27 protein-coding genes are annotated in these 24,575 nt (G+C 55.0%); 11 read left to right on the forward strand and 16 right to left on the reverse strand.

All coding sequences use genetic code 11. From position 1 onward, the window contains the following. Positions 1-50: 50 nt before the first annotated feature. Together EPD59_RS11005 and EPD59_RS11010 are read right to left on the reverse strand one after the other, a co-directional pair. A complete protein-coding gene (locus tag EPD59_RS11005; protein WP_133272826.1) occupies positions 51-476 on the reverse strand; it encodes a hypothetical protein in 426 nt (141 codons plus the stop codon). Then, the gene (locus EPD59_RS11010; RefSeq protein WP_165963556.1) at positions 473-1,114 is read right to left on the reverse strand and encodes an RNA polymerase sigma factor; all 642 of its coding nucleotides are present in this window, start codon (positions 1,112-1,114) and stop codon (positions 473-475) included. The genes EPD59_RS11005 and EPD59_RS11010 overlap by 4 nt, the downstream gene beginning before the upstream one ends. A 75-nt stretch (positions 1,115-1,189) precedes the next feature. Here EPD59_RS11010 and EPD59_RS11015 point away from each other — a divergent pair, with 75 nt between their 5' ends. After that, a complete protein-coding gene (locus EPD59_RS11015) occupies positions 1,190-1,534 on the forward strand; it encodes a DUF6249 domain-containing protein (RefSeq protein WP_133272828.1) in 345 nt (114 codons plus the stop codon). Between the two features lie 27 nt (positions 1,535-1,561). Here the strand turns inward: EPD59_RS11015 and EPD59_RS11020 are convergent, their stop codons facing one another. Genes EPD59_RS11020 through EPD59_RS11030 form a run of 3 tightly spaced genes read right to left on the reverse strand, consistent with a single transcriptional unit; the run spans position 1,562 to position 4,651 of the window. Then, complete coding sequence (locus EPD59_RS11020; RefSeq protein WP_133272829.1) at positions 1,562-1,888, reverse strand: hypothetical protein; 327 nt, start codon at positions 1,886-1,888, stop codon at positions 1,562-1,564. A gap of 6 nt (positions 1,889-1,894) precedes the next feature. Next, the gene (locus tag EPD59_RS11025; protein ID WP_133272830.1) at positions 1,895-4,150 is read right to left on the reverse strand and encodes a xanthine dehydrogenase family protein molybdopterin-binding subunit; all 2,256 of its coding nucleotides are present in this window, start codon (positions 4,148-4,150) and stop codon (positions 1,895-1,897) included. Positions 4,151-4,177: 27 nt separating this feature from the next. After that, on the reverse strand, positions 4,178-4,651 hold the full coding sequence (locus EPD59_RS11030; protein WP_133272831.1) for a (2Fe-2S)-binding protein: 474 nt from the start codon (positions 4,649-4,651) through the stop codon (positions 4,178-4,180). A 252-nt stretch (positions 4,652-4,903) separates the two neighbouring features. On the opposite strand from EPD59_RS11030, the gene EPD59_RS11035 reads away from it, so the two are divergent. From EPD59_RS11035 to EPD59_RS21615, 3 genes are read left to right on the forward strand one after another with little or no spacing between them, the layout of a single operon-like run. Continuing rightward, entirely contained in the window at positions 4,904-5,428 is a 525-nt protein-coding gene (locus EPD59_RS11035; protein WP_133272832.1) for a vitamin K epoxide reductase family protein, read from the forward strand. Positions 5,429-5,470: 42 nt separating this feature from the next. Further along, positions 5,471-6,220, forward strand: a complete 750-nt coding sequence (locus EPD59_RS21610) for a hypothetical protein (protein ID WP_165963557.1) — start codon at positions 5,471-5,473, stop codon at positions 6,218-6,220. Continuing rightward, entirely contained in the window at positions 6,190-6,585 is a 396-nt protein-coding gene (locus EPD59_RS21615; protein WP_165963558.1) for an FUSC family protein, read from the forward strand. Before EPD59_RS21610 ends, EPD59_RS21615 begins: the two co-directional genes overlap by 31 nt. 58 nt (positions 6,586-6,643) lie before the next feature. On the opposite strand, the gene EPD59_RS11045 is transcribed toward EPD59_RS21615, so the two are convergent. The 5 genes from EPD59_RS11045 to EPD59_RS11065 form a co-directional block, all read right to left on the reverse strand. After that, positions 6,644-7,438 (reverse strand): class I SAM-dependent methyltransferase, encoded by a 795-nt coding sequence (locus EPD59_RS11045; RefSeq protein WP_133272834.1) that lies wholly within the window; start codon positions 7,436-7,438, stop codon positions 6,644-6,646. 99 nt (positions 7,439-7,537) lie between these two features. Next, entirely contained in the window at positions 7,538-8,803 is a 1,266-nt protein-coding gene (locus EPD59_RS11050) for a TCR/Tet family MFS transporter (RefSeq protein ID WP_133272835.1), read from the reverse strand. A 110-nt stretch (positions 8,804-8,913) separates the two neighbouring features. Further along, positions 8,914-10,545: a 3'-5' exonuclease gene (locus tag EPD59_RS11055; protein ID WP_165963559.1), complete on the reverse strand. Its 1,632-nt coding sequence runs from the start codon at positions 10,543-10,545 to the stop codon at positions 8,914-8,916. 154 nt (positions 10,546-10,699) lie between these two features. Continuing rightward, the gene (locus EPD59_RS11060; protein ID WP_240731719.1) at positions 10,700-11,149 is read right to left on the reverse strand and encodes an endonuclease domain-containing protein; all 450 of its coding nucleotides are present in this window, start codon (positions 11,147-11,149) and stop codon (positions 10,700-10,702) included. Between the two features lie 49 nt (positions 11,150-11,198). Further along, positions 11,199-12,917: a UvrD-helicase domain-containing protein gene (locus EPD59_RS11065; RefSeq protein WP_133272837.1), complete on the reverse strand. Its 1,719-nt coding sequence runs from the start codon at positions 12,915-12,917 to the stop codon at positions 11,199-11,201. Between the two features lie 135 nt (positions 12,918-13,052). Between EPD59_RS11065 and EPD59_RS11070 the strand changes: the two genes are divergently transcribed. From EPD59_RS11070 to EPD59_RS11080, 4 genes are all read left to right on the forward strand, one after another. Next, positions 13,053-14,396 (forward strand): AAA family ATPase, encoded by a 1,344-nt coding sequence (locus EPD59_RS11070; RefSeq protein WP_205703528.1) that lies wholly within the window; start codon positions 13,053-13,055, stop codon positions 14,394-14,396. A 17-nt stretch (positions 14,397-14,413) separates the two neighbouring features. Next, positions 14,414-14,665, forward strand: a complete 252-nt coding sequence (locus EPD59_RS21880; protein ID WP_205703529.1) for a hypothetical protein — start codon at positions 14,414-14,416, stop codon at positions 14,663-14,665. 288 nt (positions 14,666-14,953) lie between these two features. Beyond that, positions 14,954-15,193, forward strand: coding sequence for a DUF433 domain-containing protein (locus EPD59_RS11075; RefSeq protein WP_133272838.1), 240 nt, complete (start codon positions 14,954-14,956; stop codon positions 15,191-15,193). Then, positions 15,177-15,506, forward strand: a complete 330-nt coding sequence (locus EPD59_RS11080; protein ID WP_133272839.1) for a DUF5615 family PIN-like protein — start codon at positions 15,177-15,179, stop codon at positions 15,504-15,506. Before EPD59_RS11075 ends, EPD59_RS11080 begins: the two co-directional genes overlap by 17 nt. A gap of 26 nt (positions 15,507-15,532) precedes the next feature. On the opposite strand, the gene EPD59_RS11085 is transcribed toward EPD59_RS11080, so the two are convergent. Then, positions 15,533-15,952 carry an acyl-CoA thioesterase gene (locus EPD59_RS11085; RefSeq protein ID WP_133272840.1) on the reverse strand — a complete coding sequence of 140 codons (420 nt, stop codon included), beginning with the start codon at positions 15,950-15,952 and terminating at the stop codon, positions 15,533-15,535. Between the two features lie 61 nt (positions 15,953-16,013). Continuing rightward, entirely contained in the window at positions 16,014-16,721 is a 708-nt protein-coding gene (locus EPD59_RS11090; protein WP_133272841.1) for a DNA alkylation repair protein, read from the reverse strand. A 491-nt stretch (positions 16,722-17,212) separates the two neighbouring features. On the opposite strand from EPD59_RS11090, the gene EPD59_RS11095 reads away from it, so the two are divergent. Further along, positions 17,213-19,192 (forward strand): DEAD/DEAH box helicase, encoded by a 1,980-nt coding sequence (locus EPD59_RS11095; protein ID WP_133272842.1) that lies wholly within the window; start codon positions 17,213-17,215, stop codon positions 19,190-19,192. Positions 19,193-19,295: 103 nt separating this feature from the next. Here the strand turns inward: EPD59_RS11095 and EPD59_RS11100 are convergent, their stop codons facing one another. From EPD59_RS11100 to EPD59_RS11115, 4 genes are all read right to left on the reverse strand, one after another. Next, entirely contained in the window at positions 19,296-19,745 is a 450-nt protein-coding gene (locus tag EPD59_RS11100; protein ID WP_133272843.1) for a PA2169 family four-helix-bundle protein, read from the reverse strand. Between the two features lie 75 nt (positions 19,746-19,820). Beyond that, positions 19,821-20,660, reverse strand: a complete 840-nt coding sequence (locus EPD59_RS11105; protein ID WP_133272844.1) for an alpha/beta fold hydrolase — start codon at positions 20,658-20,660, stop codon at positions 19,821-19,823. Between the two features lie 285 nt (positions 20,661-20,945). Next, positions 20,946-22,199, reverse strand: coding sequence for a BaiN/RdsA family NAD(P)/FAD-dependent oxidoreductase (locus tag EPD59_RS11110; RefSeq protein WP_240731359.1), 1,254 nt, complete (start codon positions 22,197-22,199; stop codon positions 20,946-20,948). Between the two features lie 56 nt (positions 22,200-22,255). Further along, positions 22,256-23,101 (reverse strand): NAD(P)H-binding protein, encoded by an 846-nt coding sequence (locus tag EPD59_RS11115; RefSeq protein ID WP_133272845.1) that lies wholly within the window; start codon positions 23,099-23,101, stop codon positions 22,256-22,258. 94 nt (positions 23,102-23,195) lie between these two features. Here EPD59_RS11115 and EPD59_RS11120 point away from each other — a divergent pair, with 94 nt between their 5' ends. Both EPD59_RS11120 and EPD59_RS11125 read left to right on the forward strand, forming a co-directional pair. Next, positions 23,196-23,588, forward strand: coding sequence for a hypothetical protein (locus EPD59_RS11120; protein WP_133272846.1), 393 nt, complete (start codon positions 23,196-23,198; stop codon positions 23,586-23,588). Positions 23,589-23,641: 53 nt separating this feature from the next. Beyond that, positions 23,642-24,514: an SDR family oxidoreductase gene (locus tag EPD59_RS11125; protein WP_133272847.1), complete on the forward strand. Its 873-nt coding sequence runs from the start codon at positions 23,642-23,644 to the stop codon at positions 24,512-24,514. Positions 24,515-24,575 lie beyond the last annotated feature (61 nt).

Consider the following 24,575-nt stretch of genomic DNA (forward strand, 5'->3'; position numbering starts at 1 on the left):
AGTTAGAACCTCCTTCACCTTAGCCAAGGGCTGGGGGGCTTTTTCGCTTATCAGGAAGAATGACGCGCCCGAGACTTGCCCAGCAGGTGCCATTTGTCCAATAGCAAAAAGGTGCTGCATATCATGGCGACGACCAAGAGGCGTTGCTTGAGCAAACTGGGAGTTGCCCATTCTCCTGCCAGAAGGGAGGAAGGCAGCGACAGCTGATGTCCGAATAGTTCGCCTACGGCCGGCCAAGAAGCAATAGCCAGCAGCCCCAACCCCAGATCTACGAGGAGCAGCACTGCCAGGCTAGCACCAATGACCCGCCACACCCGGCGCGGGATGAGGGGCTCCAGCCGAGCGGCTTGGCGCTGTTGGGCAGCAGCCACCGCTTCCATCACGCGAGGCAACAGCGTTTCGGGTGCGGCGGGCCGATATGTTTTTGGCAGCAGGGAAGCCAGCAGTTTGTCTGTTTCTAGTTCTTCCGAATTCATAGCAGCTCAGGTAATTCTTGCTTTAGCAGCAAATGCAGGGCAGTATATAGCTTGCGACGGGTGCGCAGAAGCCGGACTTTCACATTGGCCTTCGATGCGCCCGTGATGTGGCTGATTTCCTCAACGGAGTGCTCATGCTCGTAGTAGAGCGTCATGAGTAAGTGGTCGTCGGCAGGTAGAGTGGCCAGCGCGGCTTCCAGGTATGCCTTTTGATCTTGTTCGGCTAGCCGTTGGAGCTGGTCCTGGGTGGTATCGACAACGGAGGGCAGCGACGAATCATCGTCGGTGGGGAGGGCTTCGGTAAGTAACTCTTTTTTGCGCCCCCGCGACACGGCCGTTGTGTAGACGATACGGTACAGCCAAGTCGAAAACTTCGCGTCGCCCTTGAAAGTCGGCAGCGCATGATATGCTTTCAGAAAAGCGTCCTGGGTGACCTCTTCGGCCAACTCACGGTGGCGCAGCAGGCGGTAAGCAATCTGAAACGCCATGTGCTGATACCGGTTGAGGAGTACGGCAAACGCCGCCGTTTGCCCCCCTACTACTTGCTCAATCAGCGCTTTGTCTGCTACGGGTGCCATTACCTGATTGGACGCCGGCTCTACATGGTCGGTTACACTACCGAAAGTAAAATATTTCAAGCCCTGCCGCTTGTAACCAGTTCGCATTCAAGGGCGTCCAAGATGATGAAGCCCTCAACTAACCAATCAGCTGCCATGGAACTCTTCAACTCCTTCACTCTGCTTATTGTGGCCGTCTTGTTCTTCGGCACCATCTTCGGCATTGCGTACCTCTACTTCACGGCCCGTACCCGCGAGCGGCTGGCGCTTATTGATAAAGGCCTCGACCCAAATACCTTTCATGTTCGCCGCCGCACGCTGAAAATTGGAATGGTGGTAACGGCAGTGGTAACAGGTACGCTGATCGGTGATTGGATTGGCCGTGAGCCGTTTGGCTATCCCATTGGGGTGCCGTTGGGCGTGCTGCTCGGTGGCTTGAGCCTGGTAGTCTACTATTTTGTCATCAACCGGCAAATTGACAAGCGCGAAACGGGAGAGTAACGCCCTAGTGTTTCATCTATTCACCTATCAAGAAAGCAGATCTGCTTCGCCGGACCACCAGATTTCGGTGCCGGGGGGCAAATCTGTTACTACATCCGACTCTAACAGCAGCACTGCATCCGTTTGTGTTGCAGGTTCCGCGTTGGGTGAAGCTGTTTTAGCAGGCCGCGACATTTCCTCCACGCTAGCAACGACCATCTTATGGTGGCCGTCCGGAAAATGGACGTGGACTTCGAGCTTGGTGTGTAAGGCAAATTGCTGCAATACGGGCGCCGGGTGCTGACCAATAGCTAGCACGCCCAAACCGGTCAGGCGGTAGCTCTCTGCTACGGTAAGTAAAAGTTGGGACGTCATACGCAGTTAGGATTCCTTGATCTGTACCAGCTTTTCCGGCCGAATGGGCAGCGACCGAATACGCTTACCACAGGCTTGAAACACAGCATTGGCCAGGGCAGCGGCCGTTGGCCCTTGGGCAGCCTCACCCGCGCCGAGGGGCTTTTCCGTAGGCCGATCAATGATAGATACCGTCACGGCGGGCACTTCGTCGAAGCGGGAGATGGGATAGGTTTCCCACTGCCGACTTGTAACGTGCTGCTCGTTGAAGAGCACTTCCTCTTTCAGCGTCCAGCTGGAGGCCTGTATCATGCCGCCTTCCGTTTGGTTTTTCAGGCCGTCGGGATTGATCGTTTCGCCCGCGTCGATGGCGGCCCAAAGGTGCAGGGCGCGGATGGTGCCCATCTCTTCGGCCACGTGCACCTTAGCCACCACCGCGCAGTAGGCCGCCTGGTTTTTGTATTGGGCGAAGCCAAGGCCGAACCCCTCACCAGGGCCCAGCTTTTCGTTTTTAATCATCTCCCGCGTCCGTTGAATCACGGCTTTGGCGCGCTCATCCGTGAGGTGGCGCAGCCGAAACTCCCACGGATCCTGCCTGGCTTGCAAGGCCAATTCATCCATAAACGACTCCAGCGCAAACACATTTCCAAAAGCCCCCAGCCCCCGCAGCGCCGACACGCGCAGCGGTCCCTGCACGTAATGCGCATCGAGGCGTTGGTTGGGAATGGCATAAAGCGGCTCACCGTTGCGATAAATGGCACTGCTCACTTCCGTCGCTGGCGTTGGCAAGGCCGGCTGGGCCAGCAATTGGGCGGCCAGCAGCGACTCGGGTTTGCCCCCCGGCCGCGTGCTATGCGTATCCGACCAGATATTATTTTGCCAGTGCGTAATGCGTCCTTCTGAATCAAGCCGGGCGTCGAGCTGCATGAGCATGGCACTGCCGTAAGGCTCCCAGGCGTGCTCATCATCCCGCGACCATTGCAGGCGCACGTGGCGGCCGGGGTAGGCACGGGCTAGCAGCGCCGCGTCGGCGGCTACATCATCGGCGCCGTTGTGACCGTAGCAGCCTGAGCCCGGCACCGCCTTCACGTGAATACGCTCGGGGGGCATTTTTAGCAACGCAGCCAGGGTGTTGCGCAGCGGATAAACACCTTGGCTATGTGTCCAAATGTGTAAATTGTCTTCTTGATCAAACAGTGCCACCGCGCAGCTTGGGCCCACAGACGCGTGCATGAGGTAGGGCTTAAAGTAGAGCGCACTAAGTGATGCGGCGGTAGGAGCAGAGCCGGCAGTTGTCGTATCAAAGCCGCTCATGTCACCCTTGTTTACGGCGCGTTTGGTAATGGCCGGTAGGGTAGTGAGTAACTCCGGAAGGGCTTGTTTGGTGGGAAGTGCTGGGCCGTTGGTCCACTGGGCGTGCTGGATGCCGTAGTCCTGAGCCCGCTTGGCTTGGTACTCTTTTTCAGCAATAAACCCCACGAAACTACCGTCAACCACAGTTTTGAGCAAACCTGGTATCTGCCGCTGCATTTCGGCGGTGTCCAGCTTAGCTAATTGCCCTCCATAGGAAGTTGGGCGCAGCACGCGGGCGTGTACCATGCCCGGAAAGCGCAAGTCTTGCACGTATACTGGTTCGGCCCGCACCATGCGCTCGATTTCGTCGCGTCGTACTGGTTTGCCTACATGCTGGTACTCACTTTTCGCTTTAAGCTGGACTGGTAGTTTTACTTCGCCTTGTAGCTGTTGCTCTTTTAACAATTGGGTAAATGAGAGCTGGCGCTTTCCATCGGTGGTGCGAATCATACCATCAGCAAGACGGAGCTGGCTTGCTTTTACTCGGAGCTGACGGGCAGCTAAGCCAAACAATTGTTGTCGGGCGGCGGCGGCGGCGTAGCGAATGCTCATGCCACTAGTCTCGATGGAGGCGCTGCCCGATGTATAGCGCTCGTCGGGGGTGCGGCCGGTTTCGGCCAACACTACTTCTACACGCTCCATGGGCATATTTAGCTCTTCGGCGGCAATTTGAGCCACGGCTGTGCGGATGCCCTGACCAATTTCGGTTTTGCCGGTAAGCACCCGCACGCGACCATCGGCCAGCACTTCCAACCAGGCATTGATACGCGGATTTTTAGCCAGACTTTCCGGCAACTCGTCCGCTACTACGCTTTCACCCGCCAACACGTCAGCCCCACTGCCCAGCACAAAGGCAATGGTCAGGCAGCCGACGCTTTTTATAAAATCGCGGCGCGAAGGAGATAGTTGGGATGGGTATTGCGCTGTCATATATACAAATGGATAAAGCCTGTATTTCTAAGATTTCATCGAATCTGCGGCCTTTTTGATAGCGGCCAAGGCCCGCGAGTGCACGCCGCAACGACACAGCACCCGAAATAAGGCATTGCGAATCGTCTGGTCATCGGGCTTGGGGTGCACCGTCAGCAAAGCCACCGCCGACATGACCATCCCATTTAGGCAATAGCCGCACTGGGCCGCCTGCTCATCCACAAAGGCCTGCTGAACGGGATGGAGGCTGCCGTCGGGGCGGGTAAGGCCTTCCAGAGTAGTAATGGCCGCGTTCTGCACGTTAGCTACCGGCAACTGACAGCTGGGCCAGGCAACGGTATCGAGTAAGACCATGCAGGAGCCGCACTGCTGCAAGCCGCAGCCAAACTTGGGCCCGTTCAGGCCCAGATCGTCGCGCAAGACATACAGCAGGGGCGTGGCCGGATCGACGCGCACGGTGCGCGCCTGGCCGTTGACGTGTAGAGTGAATTCGGCTTCCATACTCGAGGCGTTTCCAGGAAATACTCCGACCAGCGGAAAAAGGATATGCCAGAAAGCTCGACTGTTGCCGTGGCGCTTCAGTAGTTTGACTTGGTCCCAGCCTTATTTCGCCGAAAAAAGCCCCCTAGCTCAGGGTTTTGGCAAATCAGCTCAGGCGGCTGGGGTAGGATCTGACCAAAATCTTGCTACCAACTTCCCCTCAACGGCGCGCGTACGTCAAAGCTTATCATATCTCACCATAATCGTAACGCTATGAATCCTACCCAACTGAGCGACGAGCTCCGCAACGCCGACACCCCCGACTTGAACCGCCGCCGCTGGATTGTCGGCCTCTCTATGCTGGGCGCTGCCGCTGGGCAAATTGTGGGACTTTATCAAACCGGCATCATCAAAACCCTGCCCGATCCGCCGTCCGGGGGGCTTTTTAACTCGCCCAAAGTCGACGCCTCCGACTACGCCTACAAGCGCTTCGACACGCCCGATGCCCTGATGATGATCGTGAGCTACGGTATCACGGCTTGGCTGGCGGGCGCGGGGGGCAAAAATCGGGCAACGCAGGTTCCCGCTTTACCAATTGCTATGGGCCTCAAAACGCTGGGTGACACGCTGACGGCCGTAAAGCTTGGGCAGGAAGAATGGGCCGAGAATAAGGCGCTGTGCTTTTACTGTCAGGTCGCTACCGTGGCCTCGGTAGCGTCGGTGGCCTTGGCGGTGCCGGAGGTTATAAGGGCGGTCAAAGCGTTTGGCGGCAGCAATGGCAGGGCTCAGCCTGCTTAACCAGAATACAGTAGCGACTAGTGCCAGCCGAATACTTGATTGATGCGCAGACCCCTCCGACGTAATGTTGTCCGCTCGCGGCGCGCTATACGTAGCGTGGTTCAGCTTACCCCGGCACCCTGGCGGTGGCAGGTAGGGCTAGAGGCCGGACTGGCGCTCGGCTTACCGCTAGGGCTGTTTACAGTCATTGGCCAGCTGGGCTGGGGATTGCAGGCCGCGCTTGGAGCTTTTACGGCCCTTTACGGAGCCAGCCTCAGCCGCCGCGACCGCCTGCACCTGCTGCCGCTGGTGGCGGCGGGCCTGGTGTTGGCGGCAGCGCTTGGGGTAGCATGCTCGGGCAATGTGTGGCTGACCAGCGCGTGCCTGATCATCGTGAGTGCCGTGGCGTGCACGCTGGCCCTGGGCGTGCGGCTCGGCCCTCCCGGCCCCATGATGTTTGTGTTGGTAGCGGCCGTAAGCAGTCACTTAGCTATGCCTAAAGTGCTAGGGGGCGTGGGGCTGCCCGGTCTGCCGCTTATCGGATTGGTCGCGGTGGGCTCTTTTCTGGCGTATCTGGTTGTGGTTCTGCCTTTGCTGTGGCCTTCGGTGCGGCAGCGCAATGGTTCGCCCACGGGACTGCGTACGCTGTTTCCTCGCCTTCACCTCGATGCCGATACGGTAGTCCTGACGGTGCGGATAGTGGTGGCCGTGGCAGTGGCCACCCTCGTCAGTCGCCCGCTGGGGCTTACCGGTCGTACTGGGTGGTGCTGTCGGCGGTGGCCGTGCTACAATCGAGCCCCACGCGACGGCTGACTGCCATCCGGGCGGTGCAGCGCGTGGGGGGCACGCTGATCGGCATTGGCGTATTTGAGTTGATGGCCTTGGCTGAGCCTTCGGGCCTGGGGTTGGTGGCGCTGCTCGTGCTACTACAAGCGGCAACGGAAGTGGTGGTAGCCCGCAACTATGCGCTGGCCCTGCTCTTTATTACCCCGCTGGCCCTAATGAACTCCACGGCCGGGCATGTAGGCAGCTCCTTAGTACCAGTGGAAGGACGCATGCTGGATACGCTGCTGGGAGCGGGCATCGCGCTGGCAGTATTCGGGGTGGGCGAAGGGCTGCAACACCTTTATGTCAAAAGGTTACACGCAAACCGCAAGGCATCGGAAGTACACCTGTAGCCACAAAAAAGCCCCCAGAAAGTACTGGGGGGCTTTTTTGTGAGAATGAAAGCCAGCTTTAAACCGCTTTTTTACAAACGATAAAGTTGGAGAGACCAGGAATGGTAATTCCGAGCTTCTTGATCAGATACGTGATTTTAAAATCCATTAATAACACCCCTTTAATCAGATTGTCTTTCACCGGATTTTCTTGCCAAGCGCCAATTCCTTTGGCGGAGTCGGGCTTGGTCTTCTTTTCCAGAAGCACCTGAATAAAGCGTGGCAGCAGCAGTGACGTGAAGAAATAGCCTTTCTCCACCACGCGTAGATTCGACTGCGTGACGGCCTTTTGCAGACTGTCGTTGGTATAGCGCCGGTAGTGTTTCAGGAATACATCGTGCGCGCAGAACAGCGACTGGAATGCCGGCACAGTGATGAAAAACTGGGTGTTGGGGGTGATGCAAGAACTCGACTGCAGGTAGCGCAGGAAAGCAACATCGTCGCTGATGTGCTCAATAACGTCGAGCAGCAACACTACATCGGCCGGAACGGGCAGACTGGCGGCAGCGTCATCGAGCGACTGAAACACGCGGATGGGAGTATTGGCCTTGGCAAAACGGGCGGTGTATTCCTCTAGCATTTGCTCGGTGAAGGCTGTATCTACGGCTACAAAGCTGGTGAGGGGAAGCTTTTTGGATAGCTGCTCAATAAGGTAAGTATCGCCGCAGCCGACGTCCAGAATCGTTATTTTCTGGGTTGTAATAGTCGGAATATGCTCTTTTAATAACTGCACAACGACTTCAATACGAGCTAGCTCCCACGGGTGGCGGCCAGTTACTTGATAGTCGGTTAATTGTGCTTCGGTTAAATCCATCGGTGCTACTGGTTTCCTGATTGAACTGGCGGTAAAAGGCGTGCAAGATAGCTAATAGGCCAGAACCCAACCGCCAACGCCCGTTCCGGTGGAATCAGGCTATGCTTCCGTAGCTTCGCTGTGCAGGGCCTCAACCGGCTTGGGGGCGGCCGGGGCTACGTAGTTTCTCAACGAGCGCATCACGAATATGGTGCTGATCACCGTGAGCACGGCCCCGGTCAGAAACGCGGCCCCCGGAAAGTGCACCGGCGCCTGCGGCCCGCTGAAATAGGAGAACAGGTTGGTCATGAGGGGCGGGCCGACAATGGACGTGGCGCTAACCAAACTGGTGAGGGCGCCCTGCAATTCGCCCTGCTCATTGGCCGGCACCTGCCCCGACATAATGCCCTGCAAGGCCGGCACCGCAATGCCTCCTAAGCTGTAGGGCACCAGAAAAGCGAACATCATCCAGCCCTTCGAGGCAAACGCAAACAGAGTAAAACCAATGGCATACAGCGTCATGCCCACCAGCACCGAACGCTTGGCTCCCAATCGTGGATTGATAACCCGAATGAGCAAGCCTTGCACCAGCGCCGTCATCAGACCCACGGCCCCGAGGGAGTAGCCAACCCACTTTTCATTCCACCCAAACTTATACATGGTGTAGTACGACCAAGTGCTTTGAGTAGCGTGGGCCGCGATGTAAAGTAGGAGCATAGAGCCCACCAGCCCCAGAATAACCGGGTAGCGCTGCAGCTGCTTCAAAGAGCCCACCGCATTGGCCCGCTTCCAGTCAAAGGGCCGCCGGTTTTCCTTGGCCAATGATTCGGGGAGGACAAAATAGCCATAGAGCCAGTTGAGCAAAGTGAGGCCAGCGGCCGCAATAAACGGCACCCGTGGGCCATATTGGCCCAGCAAGCCGCCAATCACCGGCCCAATGATGAAGCCCAGGCCAAAGGCGGCGCCAATCATCCCGAAGTTCTGCGCCCGCTTCTCTGGGGGGCTAATATCGGCGATGTAGGCGGAGGCCGTGGTGAAGCTGGCGCCGGTAATGCCCGCAATAATGCGCCCCACGAACAGCCAGCCCACGGTGGGCGCAAAGGCCAGAAACAGGTAATCGAGCCCAAATCCGAACAGGGCAAACAGCAACACTGGCCGCCTTCCGTACTGGTCGCTAAGGTTGCCGAGCACCGGCGAAAACAGGAACTGCATCCCGGCAAAGGCAAATAGCATCCAGCCGCCGTACTGCGCCGCCTCACTCAGGGTACCGCCAATCAGCTCCCGGATCAGCGTGGGCAGCACCGGAATAATGATGCCGAACCCGATAACGTCCAGCAGCAGCGTAATGAAAATGAAGCCAAGCGCGGCTTTGCGGTTTTCGGCCATTGGAAGCTTTTTTAGGGGTGAGCAACAAGAAAACCTAACGCCCAAATAACGCCATTAATTGCTAAATATAATAGTAATGATACTAAATTAAATGGAAAGCGCTTGTGGGCTTAAAAGACAATAACCTCCTCCGAATCAAAGTAATAGAGCACGTGCTGAATGTCTTGGTAGCCGAGCTGCTGAAAAAGCCCCCCGTACTGCTGCAGCAGGCGGCGGTGCTGGGGCTCGGGCGGCGGAATGCGGAAATCGAGCAGGGTTACGCGGCCAGGCGCGGGCCCCACGGTGGGCTCAAACACGATGCGGTCGGGTTTATACTCCTGCCGCGGCACGCCGCCCACCAGGATTTCCCGCTCCGTCTCAGCCGATACTTCGCGGCTAAAATAATGGGCAAGCTGCGGGTTCTGAACCGTCCGGCTAAGAAGGGTCAGCAGGGCAGGGCGCTCCTTTGTGCTGACCAAGCCTTCGGCCACGAGGTGCGTAGCCACGCGCTCTACATCGGACGCCAGAATCGTGCGGCGTAGAGCGTAGTGGAGCTTGCGACTCCATTCGCGCTGTATCTGCTGGTCGTCGAAATCAAAAACCGTATTCGCGTGCCGACGCAAGCGCAGGCGCTCCTCCCAAGGCGTGCTGGTCAGGTTGTGCAGAGGCCAATTGCTGGTCGTGGCAGTGGCGTTTTTGAGCGACGGCACCCGGTGCTGAGCGTCGGCCAGTACGTAGGCGGTTCGCTCATCGTCCCACTGCTCGGTGCTCAGCAAGTAGCGGTGCAATAGCTCAGCTATGGTCTTGGCTTGGTCGCTGGGGGGCGTTTCTGCTTCGGCGGCGCGCGACGCACTGCTTTTGGTAGGCTTCGGACGGCGGCTGATGGCGTACAGGCGGTGGCGTGGGCGGGTGAAGGCCACGTAGAGCATGTTTAAGCCTTCCAGAAAGGTTTTTTCCAACTCCTCGGTGTACTGATGGGCCAGCGGCGTGCGCACCAAAGCTTGCGTCTGGCTAACTACGGCGATAGGGGGCATTTCCGGTACGGGCTTTTCTTCCTCCGTCAACCGCCCCCAAAGCAAGGTGTTGCGGTGGGGCGTCAGGCTCCAGTCGGCGAAGGGCACGATGACCACGCCGTAGGCCAAGCCCTTGGCTTTATGCACCGTGGTAATAGTAATGGCGTCGCGTCCGGCGGGAGCATTGATGCTGAGGGAGCTTTTTTTCTGCTGCCAGTAAGTCAGGAAATTATTGAGGTTGTTGCCGAAGCGCAGGCTGAATTCCAGGGTTAGGTCGAGGAAGCGGAAGAGGTACTCGCTTTCGGCATTACGGCCCAGCAGCCCAAAGGTGCCAATGAGGCGCTCCGTCAGCTCATACAGGCCAAGGTTGCCGGTTTCGCGCTCCTGCACATCGTAGCCCAGGGCGCGCAGCTCGTCGAAAAAGGGGAGAGCCTTCTCGTCGTTGGCCAGCTCGGCAATATGGCGGGCGCGGGCTGGCGTGGGGGGCAAATGCCGCACAACTTTATCCACCAGCAGCAAGGCTTCCGCCCGCGCCAGCGTATCGGCCGGCTGGTTCAGCACCCGAAATACGGCCACCAGCAGATTCACGACCTCCGCAAACTCCAGCGACAACGAATCGGCCGAGATAATGGGGTAGCCGCGCTCCTTCAGAAACTTCGCGACCCGCCGGCTACTGTCGCGACGACGGCAGAGCACGGCAATATCCTGGAGGCGAAACCCATCTTCCAGGGCTTGCTCTACGAGCTGCAAGGTGAGGTACAGCGTGCTTTCCTCGTAATCGAGCAGATGAGTGGGCGGCAGGCCGGGGAGGGGTTCGTCGGAGTAAGTGCCCGTAGCAGGCGAGTAGCGGCGGGCGGGGGCTGCGTCTTCGGTGAAGAGTAGCTCAACGTGGCCTAGCGAGGCCTCACCCCCCGGCCCCCTCTCCCGCGGAGAGGGGGGAGCCTGACGACTGCAGTTGACTCGCAGGGGTAGGGCTTACTACGCGGGGAGGGAGTCCAGCGAGGGCTTCCTGAATAAGAGTTAATACCGTAGGTAAATCATTTAAAACTTGCGAGTTAGAAAAACGAAGTACTTTATATCCTAGCTGATTTAAATCATAAGTACGACCAGTGTCATATTCGGCTTGGTTAGCTTCGGTATGGACATCACCATCAACTTCTACCACCAGCATTTTGGCAATACACACAAAATCCACGATGAAGGAATTGACGACGTGTTGCCGCCGAAATTTCTCCCCCAGCTTTTGATTGCGCAGTGCCTGCCAGAGCACGTTTTCTGCTTGCGTTGGATTGGACCGCATCTCTTTAGCAAAAGCAGCAGTCTTCTCCCAGCCCTTTGAGTCAGCAGTAAACACGTACTCTCCAACTGCTCCCTCACCGCCTACCCGCTCAGAACTACTAGCATTAGTGATACCGTGAGAATTCGTTGAAGTCGTCGGGCTCCCCCCTCTCCGCGGGAGAGGGGGCCGGGGGGTGAGGCACCCCTTCGGGACTCACCTGCCAAAATTCCTCATCATAAATGCCCCCCACCAGAGGCAATCCCTCGTGGCCCTTGCTCACAAACTCAAAAAACGAGTTGTTAAACTCAATAATGGGCGCCGCCGACCGATAATTTACGTTCAGATTCTGCGGCTCCAAGGCCTGATCCAAGGTGAAATATCGATCCTCTAACAGCCCGCGCAACTCGTCGTCCGCCACGCGACCGTAGAGATACTCCGTCTCGTTCTTGTGCAAACGCAGAATCTGCTCCATCTCGCCGCCCCGCCAGCGGTAGATGGCCTGCTTGGCGTCACCCACGGCCAAGCTCAGGTTGCCAGTCGAAACCGCGTTTTCGACCAGCGGCAGCAGGTTGTTCCATTGCAGCACCGACGTATCCTGAAACTCATCGATGAGCAAATGCAGGTACCGCTCGCCCATGCGCTCGTAGAGAAACGGCACCGGCTCGCGCAACACGATGCTGGCAATGCGGCGGTTGAATTCGGCAATGAGCACCACGCCCCGCTCGCGGCTGAGCTGATCCACGGCCTTGCTCAGCTCGCTCAGCAGCGACACATGAAACAGGTAGGGCATCATGCCACTCACTAGCACATAATCGGGCAGGAGGGTGGCGCGCAGCGTTTCCAGCTCTACGAAGGCATCCGTCAGGTCGGACTTCACGGCGTCGACGCGCTGCTTGTCAGCGGCGGTTTTTACTTTGCCGCTGTACCATTTGTCCTGCTCCATGGTGGCGCGCACGTAGCTGTTGGCCTCCTTATCGGGCTGCAGGCGCTCGTCCCATTTGGTGAAGTAGCCGATAACGCCATTCTTGCCCTGGTATAAGTCGGCCTCGGTTACGCCGGCCGCGTCGAGGGTGGCTAGGGCGCGGGTGGCCACGGCTTGTACTTGCTGCTCAATGGCTTCCCGGCGCTGGCGCAGCGTCTCGTGGAGGCGGCGGTAATCTTGGAGCGACATCTTCTGCAGCTGCTCCACCGCCTCGTGCACGGGCTCGGAGAGCAGGAAGCGGCCAAACTGCACCAGCTCGTCGGGGAGGGTATTCCAGCTGCGGCCTTCCTCGGCTTTGCTCAGGGCGTAGTCGGCTAGGGAGCGGGAGAGTAGGGCCGAGTTGGGGTCGCGGTTTACTTTGTCGAGCAGCAAGGCTACCGCGCTTTGCAGCACCGCGTCGCCGTCCAGCTCCACCTCAAAGGTGGCGGGTAGGCCCAGCTCCCGCGTGAAGGCCTGCACAATGCGCTGCACAAAGGAGTCGATGGTGCTGACGGCAAAATCGGCGTAGTGGTACAGCACCAGTCGAAACGTGGCCGCCGCCCGCCGCCGCAGCTCCTGCTGTTGCTCCAGGGGCGTATCGGCGAGGCGCGAAAACTGCCCTTCTGCAGCCAGCTCCGCCGCAATGTCGCGCAGCAGCGCATCCTCCTGATTCTCCGCCGTGGGGTAGGCAAACCGCCGCAGTGCCCCAATAATGCGCTCCTTCATCTCCCCGGCCGCATCGTTGGTAAACGTAATGGCCAGAATGCTCTTGAAGTAAGCCGGATCATCGGACCCCAGCGCCAGCTTCAAGTATTCCTTGGTCAGCTGATAGGTTTTGCCGGAACCGGCGGAAGAAGAATAAATGCGAAAAGTGGAGGGCATTGAGAAAGATCAGGGGCTGTCCTGTAAAAGTAAAGCTAAACTAAGGGCTATACAGCTGATTTAGGTAAATTGCCACTGTTAGCATTGTGTATTAATCGGTAATACAGATGTTTATAATCATAATTGAATAAAAGGATGAAAGTAAAGAAAATAGTATTAGAGAAGTTCAAGAGGTTTACGGATCTGACGATCTCAAATATTCCCGAATCTGCTAAACTAGTTTTACTTGTTGGGCCAAACGGTAGTGGAAAAACCTCTTTATTCGAAGCATTTAATTATTGGTATAAATTTAAGGGATATAGCACTATAGGTGAACAAGCATATTATGAAAAGAAAGATACTATTTCATCAAATGATAATTGGTATCAAAATAAAGTCAATATTGAATTTCATGACCTAATAAATTTTCAAATGGATCATTTGAAAGGTAAATTTTACTTTAGAACTGCATACAGAAATGAACCAGATTTTACAATTAAAACATTAAATAAGCAACAAGATCCAAGTAAAAGTTCGAAATTTGACACTCTAAATGGTAATGATATAACCGTATCAGAGAATTACCAAAGATTAATATCTCAAACTTTGTCTGGTGTTTTTAATAATTCAAACAACACGAAAACAGTAGAGGGACTTAGAGAGGAGCTTATAGGGCAGATTAAAAAATCACTCGGGAACGTTTTAGATGATTTGAATTTAAGCTCTATAGGTGACCCTCTGTCAAACGGAAGTTTTTACTTTGAAAAAGGTGCATCAAAGGATTTTCATTATAAAAACTTGTCGGCAGGAGAAAAATCTGTCTTCGATTTATTATTAGATATCATTATCAAATCCACTTATTACACTGATACAATTTTTTGTATTGATGAACCTGAGGCCCATATGCATACTCGTTTACAAGCTAAATTTCTTAAAGAATTATATAACCTTATACCCAACAGTTCCCAACTTTGGATATCTACCCACTCGATTGGTATGCTTAAACAAGCAGAAGAACTTGAAAAAGATGTGCCAGGCAGCGTTGTCTTTTTAGACTTTGACAATAGGGATTTTGATTTAACAGAAAATATTTTCCCTGCTAAAATTGATAAGACTATATGGAATAGGTTCTTTGATCTAGCGTTCGCCGATTTTTCACAGTTGATTGCTCCGCAGAGAATTGTTTTTTGTGAAGGAACATCCCAGGGTAGAAAATATAAGGACTTTGATGCTCAGATCTATGGTAAAATTTTTGAGCAAAAGTTTCATGACACAAAATTTATATCAATTGGTTCAAGTTCTGAAATTGAAAATATAGAGAACGAATCAGTGAAAATCGTATCAAACATTCTTAAATCTTCGAATATCATAAAATTTATAGACAGAGATAGTAAGAGTTTGCAGGAGATTCAGGAACTACGTGATAAAGGAATAAAAACTTCACGAGAAAGACATATAGAAAGTTATCTTCTTGATGATGAAATTATAGTAAAATTATAGTAAAATTATGTAATATTATGGATAAAGCGAATTTGATTCAAGACTGCTTGAATGCTAAAGCTCAAGCAATGCAGGAAAGTGTTGCAAGAGGTAATGCATCTGATGATATTAAGTCAGCTAGTGGTAAAATATATACCGAACTTAAAAGGATATTGAATATAAATCAAGGCGGAAATAACAAATGCGCATTCATTAGGGATACTATAACACCACTGGTAACAGAAGATACTCATGTTTATAAGAAACTTGAAGCAGAAATATTCGGATAAATAATTAACGTTAATTGAAAATAATATAAGATTAGCCTACCATCTTTTCTCTATGCTAATATTGATCACCTCACCGGCTCCCACAACCGCTTCTTCACCTCCTCTTCCACCCGTTTAGGCCGTTGCGACTTCGGGTCCAGAAGCACCTACTGAGTTTCGGCCTGGCAGAGCAGCACGTTATCGGCGGCCCGCTCGATGCCCACGAAGCGCTGGGATTGGGCCCGCGTATATAGCCCAAGAACTTACTGCCTTCTACTGAGTCCTAATCCCATTTTGTAACTTTAAGACATGGAACTGAAAGATCTTATCACCATTGACTCCGATATCCTAGGAGGGCAGCCTGTCTTCAAAGGAACACGGGTTCCTGTCGAGACGCTTTTTGATCATTTGGAGGCTGGAGTATCGTTAAAAGTGTTTCTAGATGACTTTCCGACGGTTACTAAAGAGCAGGCTATTACGACGCTCGAAATCGCCAATAAGCTCATGACTTCAAAAAATATCGCCAAGCTCTATGAAATTGCTGCTTGACGAGAATCTACCTAAACGGCTAAAGGCGGACTTTCCTGAGCATGAGATTTACACGGTGAGAGACAAGGGCTGGAATGGCATCAAGAACGGCCAGTTGATGCAATTGATGGTAGAAAACGATTTTCATGCGCTATTGACCTTCGATAAAAATTTACAGCATCAACAGAATTTCAAGAAATACATAATAAGCGTTTTTGTCCTTTCCGCCGTTAACAATACTTACATGGCGTTAACAAAACTGACGCCGAGAGTGCATGAGTATTTGAACAAGGAAACGCTGCCTGTTGGGCCAATTATTATTGCTACTCAATAAACAGGAAAACAAGTTTTCTTATTTCCTCACCCCACCGGCTCCCACAGCCGCTTCTTCACGGCTTCTTCCACGCGCTTGGGCCGCTGCGACTTCGGGTCCAGGAGCACCCACTGAGTTTCGGCTTCGCAGAGCAGCAAGTTATCAGCGGCCCGCTCGATGCGCACGAAGCGCTGAGACTGGGCCCCGCGCACTTCTCCCACCCAGGTAGTACAGCGCAGTTCTTCGCCCAGGAACGCAGGCTTGTGGTAGCGGATGCGGTGTTCCAGTACCACCCAGATATAGGGTTCTCCTTCGCCGGGCGGGTAGGCGGTTAGCCAGTGTGCCGCTGCCGTATCCTGCACATACTGCACGTACTGCACATTGTTGACGTGGTTTAGCTCATCGATATCGGATGCAACAACGGTAAGCAAGCGGGAAAAGCGGAAGGCGGGCGTAGGTTCAGACATGAGCGTGAGAGGATGGTTAACGCTAACAACGGCTGGCACGCTCTGGCGTTTATAAGGTTGGCTATTTCTGGCCCGCCACTTTCGCCTTTCGGGTCCACACGCGACTCAGATAGTCGCGGATATCGAAGGTTTGACAGCTGGTGTCGCCGTGGTCAATGACTATTTCGCCAATGCGGTCGGCGGCTTGCTCGGCTAGCTCCCGCAGGGCCTCCGAGCGGCTCCCGATGCTGATGAACGCGGTATTTATGGCTTCCTTGGCGCGGTTAGGCGCCTGGTGAATGGTAGCCTCCATCTGCGGCAGATAGCCTTCGAAGTAAGTGTTCAGCAGATCTTTGTTATCTAGTGCCAGGCGGCTAAGCAAGGAGTAGCCGATGCGCTGATGTCCTTCGTCGGGCGCGGTAGTCCACTGCGCTACTTTCGTTGGCGCAAAGGACGTTTGGGCAACCAAGCCGGCGAATAAATCGGCGAGGGCATGGTAATGGATATCCTGGGCCCAGCTATCGGCCTCGGCTTCGGAAAGCTGCTGCGGATCGGCAATCATGGTAGCCAACGACTGCGCATCGATATTCTGCGTGGCCCACAGCTGTCGGGCTACGGCGTGCGCGTGGGTTTTGTCTTTGCCACGGCCCACAAACTCCTTTTTCAAAGTCCCATAGCTAGCGAAGCTCACCCCAAATACATTTGGCCCGCTGCCGTGACGCTGATAGGTTTTGCGAGTTTGCTCCGAGCCCAAGGCGCGAAGCTGAGCAATTGTTTCTTCAAAATTCATAGAGAGTGAAGTTGACAGCTGGCGTGGTAGCAAATAGAATTGGGCCGGAAGCTAAGCGGAGTTGAAGATGAAAAGCGTAACGCAATTTAATCTTAATCCTAAATCGCTAATACTACGTGATTTAACTAGCCCATGCTGCCTTCATATAAATATGCTCGACTATAGCGGAACGCGAATCTTTAAATGGTGTTATAGCACCTCACAGTAGGTACAGCAGAACATTGGCGCACCATTCAATTTGCCCCCCAACGCTAGCTACGAGAGCTAAACTTGACACTGGGGGCTTTTTTACGAAATAAAATCGTATCTTTGCACCCGCATTTGAGAATGGCCCCGTTCCGCGCAGCTACGGCTGCTTTTTATAAATTTCTGGCCGTCACCGTCTTCCGTCCGTTGCTTCCGTCGCTTGTCGTTGTTGAGAGTGTGGGTGAAGAACGTCGCTGAATCTGCTGTTTTCAGAGCTAGTTCATCTCATTCCATCTAAAGACAACATGGAAAAAGTAAAATTTGAAGAACTGTCGTTATCGACAGAAATGCAACGCGCGATTACCGAAATCGGCTACGAAGAGGCTTCACCGATTCAGTCAGAGGCAATTCCCGCGCTGCTCGCAGGTCGCGACGTGATTGGCCAGGCCCAAACGGGTACCGGCAAAACGGCGGCCTTCAGTATTCCCGCCATCGAAGGCGTTGATACCAATTCCCGCAACACGCAAGTACTCGTACTCTGCCCCACGCGTGAGCTGGCCGTGCAAGTATCGGGCGAAATTCAGAAGCTAGGTAAGTACAAGTCAGGTTTGGCCGTGGTGCCGATCTATGGTGGCTCGTCTTACGACCGTCAGTTCCGCGCTTTGGAGCGTGGTGTGCAGATCGTAATTGGTACGCCTGGTCGCGTTATGGACCACTTGGAGCGCGGCACGTTGAAGCTGGATCATTGCAAAATGATCATCCTCGACGAAGCCGACGAAATGCTGGACATGGGTTTCCGCGAGGACATCGAAACGGTGCTCAAGCGCATGCCTGAGGAGCGCCAGACGGTATTCTTCTCGGCTACGATGAGCCGCCCGATCATGGAAATGACGAAGCGGTATCAGAAAGATCCGCAGATCGTGAAGGTAAACCACCAGGAGATGACTGTTTCGAACATCGAGCAGTCGTACTACGAGGTGCGTGGTCCCCAGAAAAAAGACGTGCTTACCCGCCTGATTGACATGTTCAATCTGAAGTCGGCCATCGTATTTGCTAACACCAAGCGCATGGTAGACGAAATCGTGGGCGACCTGCAAGCCAAAGGCTATTTTGCCGAGGGTCTGCACGGCGACATGGGCCAGCAGCAGCGTCAGAATACGCTTGACAAGTTCCGTAAAGGTACCCTGGAAATCCTGGTTGCCACCGACGTAGCCGCCCGCGGCATCGACGTGGAGAACGTGGAAGCCGTAATCAACTACGACCTGCCCGCCGACGAGGAATACTACGTGCACCGCATCGGTCGTACGGGCCGCGCCGGTAAGTCGGGTCGTGCATTCACCTTCGTGAGTGGCCGCGACATTTATAAGCTGCGCGACATTATGCGCTTCACCAAGGCCACCATCAAGCAGGAACGCGTTCCGTCGTTTGAGGATGTGACCGAGGTGAAAACCACGCTATTCCTGACCCAGATCAAGGATGTTATCGAAAAAGGCAATCTGGAGAAGTACGTAGGCCGCGTGCAGCGCCTGCTGGATCAGAGCGAAGAAATTACTTCGCTTGACATCGCCGCTGCCTTGCTCAAGATGAGCATGAAGGAAGACAAGCGCGTTGAGCAAAGCCTCGACGCTGGTCGTACTCAAGGCGCGCCGCGTGCTGGTTACACCCGCATGTTCGTGACCATGGGCAAGAAGGATCGGATTCACCCACGTGATATCGTTGACCTGATTGCTGAGAGCACAGGCCTGACTGCCGGTAAAGTAGGCGACATCGCCCTTTACGACAAGTTTAGCTTCGTGGAAGTGCCTTCGGAGTTTGCCGAAGAAATCGTAACCAACCTCGGTCGCGCCAGCATCAATGGCCGTCCGGTTGCTTTCAACGTGGCTACGCCCGTGCAGGAAGGTGATGCCAAGCAGGAAGGTGGCCGTCCAGGCGGCTTCGGCGGTGCCAATGAGAATCGTCCTGCTCGTCGTGGCCCAGGTGGCTACGGTGGCGGTGAGCGTCGCGAAGGCGGCTCGAGCTACGGTGGAAATCGTGGGGGCAGCAGCTACGGCGACCGTCGCGAGGGTGGTTCTAGCTATGGCGGCGGTGCCCGTGGTGGCAGCAGCTTTGGTGGCAACCGCGGTGGCTCTAGCTACGGAGGTGGCTACAAGGGCAACCGCGACGGCGGTGGCAGCAGCTACGGCGGCGGTTACAAAGGCAAGCGCGATGGCGACAGCGGTGCCGGCAACGCTGGCAGCACGGGCGGTGGCTACAAGCCCCGCAGCACCAACGACTTCGACGAATAGATCGTTAAGACTGAGTACTACTCGCAGCTTTTAGCAGTGAGTAGTACTAAAAAAGCCCCCCAGACCAACGTCTGGGGGCTTTTTTGTAGTTGTGCAACCAGTATTACTTCTTGCTCGCGTCGCGCAGTGACTTGATAGTGTCGTGGGCTTCGCGTACGCCTTGGTATTGTTTTTCAATGATAGACTTCAACTGGCCGGGAAGGTTTTCTGCCTTCAAAGCTGTTTGATAGGCTTTTACGGCGTAATCTTCGCCACGTTCGCACTCGTTGAGGATGCTTTCGCGGTCCTTGCTGGTGATGGCCGCTTTGATGTTGATGAACGCGCGGTGCACCGTGCCAGTGATAGAAGTGTCTTCCTCCGCCTTCAGGTTAAGCTGGTGCATCTGGTCTTCGATCTCCGTGAGATAGCCATCGCGCTGAGCGGCGTATTTCTTGAAGACCTCTTTCAGGTCCTGATCTTCCACGTCGGTGAGGGCGGTGGCGTAGCCTACTTCACCGTCTTTGAGGGTTTGAACGAGTTCGTTGAGTAGGGCTTGGGTTGCTTTGGAATCCATGAGGAGTAGGGTTGGGTAGGTAAAACATTAACTGCTATGCTTTACTGTGTCCATACCCGCAAGGTTGCAATCCGGCTATGCGATACCCGCTACGGCGCTGGCGTGGTTCTCCACTGGCCCGGCCTGATGCAGGAAGGTTGCGATGGCCGCCAGGGTTTCGATGGGCGCGCTTAAGTGCGGACAGTGTCCGGTAGCGCGCAACGTAATTAAAGTGGAATCGGGGATAGCCTGGTGCATGAAGGCGCCTACTTCGGCGGGCGCAATTATATCCTCAGAGCATTGCAGAATCAACGTCTTGGTAATGACTTTGGGTAGATCCTGGCGGTTGTCGGAGAGAAACATAACCCGAGCAAACTCCTTGGCAATAGCGCTATCGGCGTGGCAAAAGCTATCTATTAATTCCTGCGCTAGTGAAGGACATTCGGGATTTCCCATAATTAGCGGCGCAAAGGCGTTAGCCCAACTCCGAAAATCCTTGTTCATCATGGCTAATATAGCCTTAATATCAGCCTGCTCGAACCCTCCGATGTAGTCGTGGTCGTTGATGTAGCACGGAGAGGGGCCAATGAGAATCAGCTTGGAAAATAGCTCCGGCTCCTGAATCGTGCTCAATAAGCTAATCATGGCTCCCACGGAGTGACCCACCAGAATGACATCCTGCAACGCAAGTGAGTGGCACACCTCCACGATATCGGCCGCATAGCCGTGCAGGGTAGCGTATTTATCTGAGTCGTAGGCGGCCAACGCGGAATTTCCAACGCCCACCTGGTCTATCAGCACCAGCCGATAGTTGGCTAATAAGCCGGCCGTAATGTAGCGCCACACGTTTTGATCGCAGCCAAAGCCGTGGACCAACACCATTGTCTGCTTACCCTTCCCAGTAACCTTGACGTTGTTCCGTATGCATGCATCCATAATCCAATGCAAACTAGTTAAGCTAGTACTAGTGGGTACTTTCCTTCTAAAATATGTAATGATTCGGTATTACAAGACAAAGGCGTATCAATTCTACTTTGGTTGCAAAGCAAAAGGAATGCAATAAGCGCCTATAAGGCAGCAGCGCCCTAATTGTCGTTGAAATAAAAAATTGTGGTACTACGGTTGAGCTGACGTAGAGCCACTATATCTGACCGTGTTTTCGTATCTCGCTCTATTTTATGGAGTTAGACTGCATGCGAGAATGCCCATCAGGTTCGGGAGTTAGGAATTACTCGTCGCCATTGCTCTGCCCGCCAGGTACCCGGTAGTCCAGGCAGCTTGAAAGTTGAAGCCCCCAGTAATACCATCAATATCCAGTACCTCACCTGCGAAGTATAAGCCTGGCACCCGCCGGCTCTCCATAGTATGCATATTGATCTCACTGAGCACGATGCCCCCGCAGGTTACAAATTCCTCTTTGTAGGTGGTTTTGCCCCGCACAGGTAATGGCGTACGCAGCAAGCTTTCAATTAGGCGGTTTTGGAGCTTAGCGGGCAGCTCACTCCAGCGCATTTCCGCACTGATACCGGCCTGGTCGGTGAGGGTGCGCCACAGACGCTGGGGCAACCCAAATAGGGGATTGCTTTCAACCGTTTTACGCCCGTTCTGGTCGCGGAAATTGTGCAGCCACGTGCGCAGGGTTTCCTCCGTATGCGCGGGTACCCAGCTCACCAACGCCGTACTTTCGTACTTGAGCTCGTGGAGGCGGCGCGCCCCCCAGGCCGAAAGCTTGAGCACCGCCGGGCCGCTCACGCCCCAGTGTGTTACCAGAATCGGCCCTTCATACTCTAGTTTTTCGCCCGCTACCCGCACGCGCACGTTGGGCACGCTCACGCCCGGCAGCTCCCGCAGCGGCGAATCGGGCACGTTAAACGTGAATAGCGACGGCACTGGCTCGGCTACAGTGTGCCCCAGCTGGCGTAACCATTGGTAGCTTTCCGACTTCGGCGCGCCACCCGTGGCAATGAGCAGGCGCGCTACCTGCATTTCCTGAGCGTGCGTGCCCGTAAGCCGCAACCGGAAGCCGCCACCGGGCTGGGGGGCAATTTCATCGGCGTTGGTTTGCTGCAAGATGCTCACACCGGCCCGCTGCGCTGCGTCGAGCAGGCACTGGGCAATAGTTTCGGAAGAGTCGGTGGTGGGAAACATGCGGCCGTCGGCCTCCGTTTTGAGCGCCACGCCGCGCGCCTCAAACCAGGCAATAGTAGCGCGGGCATCAAATTCCCGAAAAGCTTCCTTGAGCTGCTTGCCCCCGCGCGGATAGTGTTGCGCCAGCTGGGTCGGCGACTCGCAGGCGTGGGTTACGTTGCAGCGCCCGCCACCGGAGATGCGCACTTTGCTCAGCAGCTTACCCGTTTTTTCGATGAGATAAACCGTTAGGCGAGGGTTGGCTTCGGCGCAGGCAATGGCCCCGAAAAAGCCCGCCGCGCCACCGCCCAGTACGGCTACGGTGTTAGAATGTGAAGGAGTTTGCACACTCCAAAGGTACGAACCTCGCCTGCTTAAATCTCTCAGCGCGGATAGGAGTGAAGCTAGCAGGCGGCCAGCGCCACCTCTATATCGTCGTGTTTGAATTGATACCCCAGGGTCTGCCGAATCAAGGTGCTATCAATAATTTTGCCCCCCAACGCGTCATCCATGCGGAAATCGGGCGGCTGCAAACCCAACTGCTGCGCAGCTTTCGGATAGAAATCGCCACGCATGGGGTGGGAGATGGCGCAAGCATTGAAGGTAAAGCCCCAGGCTTGCTGCCGGATAATAGCCGTGAGCAACCCCACGCAATCGGTGAGGTGAATCAGGTTGACGGGGGCATTGGCCTGCGCCACATCGTGCCGGCCGGCCAGAAATCGGCCTGGCGGGCGTTGCGGGCCAAACAAGCCCGCCAGTCGCACCACCGTATTATGGGGCTGGGGAGCAAAAAGCTCTTCGGCCCGAAGGATATCGGAGGCAGCCTCGGAGGAGGCGTGGGCATCGTTTTCGCGCATGGCGCGGGGCTCGTCGGGGTATACGCTGGTTGAGCTGACGAACAACACATGGCCAACCCCGCATTCCTGGGCAGCTTCTGCTACGGGCTGAAGCAGGTTGGAGTAGCTGCTGGCGGTAGCGCTCCGGCGCGGAGGCACGTTGAGCACCAATACATCAGCGCCGCTGAGTAAGGTGTGGAGAGTGTCGCGGTCGGTGGCCGTGAATTTGCCCCCCAAACTCAGTAAATACGGCCGAATGCCTGCGTCGCGCAGCGTGAGTACGCGGGTGGGGGTGGTGGTGGTGCCGGCTACCGTATAGCCTTCGGCCACGAGGGCCTTAGCCAAGGGTAACCCCAGCCAGCCGCAACCCAGCACGGCCACCGTCGGACGAGGACTTTGAGATGTATTAACCATGTGCGGTTCAAAGGTGGCAAAAAATCCTTCCGGGGCAAGTTGGCTGCTTGAAATTCAGAAATCGAATACATTATGGCCTCCTTCTATCATTTCTATGCTCGCTGGCCATCGACTCTACGATCACCTGCCCGATGAATTAGAAGCCCGAATTCGTATTCTGACTCCCGAAGAAGGTGGCCGTACGGTACCCGCCTACAATGGTATTCGGTGGGACTTTCGCTACGCCCAGGGCGAGTATGCTAAACACCACTTTATGTTGTACCCCGACTTTTATGACCCAGTCACTGGCGCTTCATTTCGGGATGAATGGCTGCCAGTAAATGAGTGGCTCTATGCCCGGATGTATGGTATAAACTCCAAATTAAGGAGTAGCATTCACCAGAAAATGGCGCGGCCAGGCACTTCGTTCTATTGCTGTGAGGGGGCTAGGATTGTGGCCGAAGGGACCATTACGCGAATAACTGGTTTATTTGAGCCACGGGCGTAGCTTGTGACAGCTTTCTGTATTTTTTCTCCTCTAAGACCCCACCAACTCTATCTATGTCTGCTCCCTACACCCAACCCATGCTTCGTGACAACGCCCTGCAAGGCAAAACCATTGTCGTGACTGGTGGTGGCACCGGCCTGGGCCGTGCCATGACCACGTATTTTCTTCAGCTGGGGGCCAATGTCACCATCAGTAGCCGCAAGCTGGACGTGCTGGAAAAAACCGCCGCGGAACTGCGTCAGCAAACTGGCGGCAAGGTGTTGGCCGTGCAGTGCGACGTACGCAAGTACGATGAGGTGGAAAATATGCTACAGCGCACCATCGACGAGTTTGGGGGCGTAGACGTGCTGCTGAACAACGCCGCCGGCAACTTTATCTCGCCTACGGAGCGCCTCAGCCACAAAGCCTTTGACGTAATTGTAGATATTGTGCTGCGCGGCTCTTACAATTGTACCCTCGCCTTCGGCAAACGCTGGATAGCTGACAAAAAGCCCGGCACCATTCTGAATATTGTGACTACCTACGCCTCTGTAGGTTCGGCCTACGTGGTGCCCTCGGCGGCCGCCAAAGCCGGTGTGCTGGCCATGACGCGCTCTTTGGCCGTGGAGTGGGCCAAATACGGTATTCGCTCCAACGCCATTGCCCCCGGCCCGTTCCCCACGGAAGGTGCCTGGAGCCGCTTGTTCCCCGAGCCGCTCGCCAAAAAGCTCGATCCGGCCGCTTCCGTGCCGCTCAAGCGTGTAGGCGACCATCAGGAACTGGCTAACCTGGCCGCTTATCTCGTATCCGATTTCTCGGCGTATATGAACGGCGAAGTTGTTACCATCGACGGCGGCGAGTGGCTAAATGGGGCTGGCGAGTTCAACAAGCTGGAGCTGATTCCGGCCCCCATGTGGGACGAAATCGAGAAAGCCATGCGGCGGTAAAATCGGCAGCAAAAGGATTTGGCTGAAAAAAAGCCCCTCATATTACGTCCGGGGGCTTTTT

It is taken from the genome of Hymenobacter radiodurans (assembly GCF_004355185.1).
In the GTDB taxonomy this organism is placed as follows: domain Bacteria; phylum Bacteroidota; class Bacteroidia; order Cytophagales; family Hymenobacteraceae; genus Hymenobacter; species Hymenobacter radiodurans.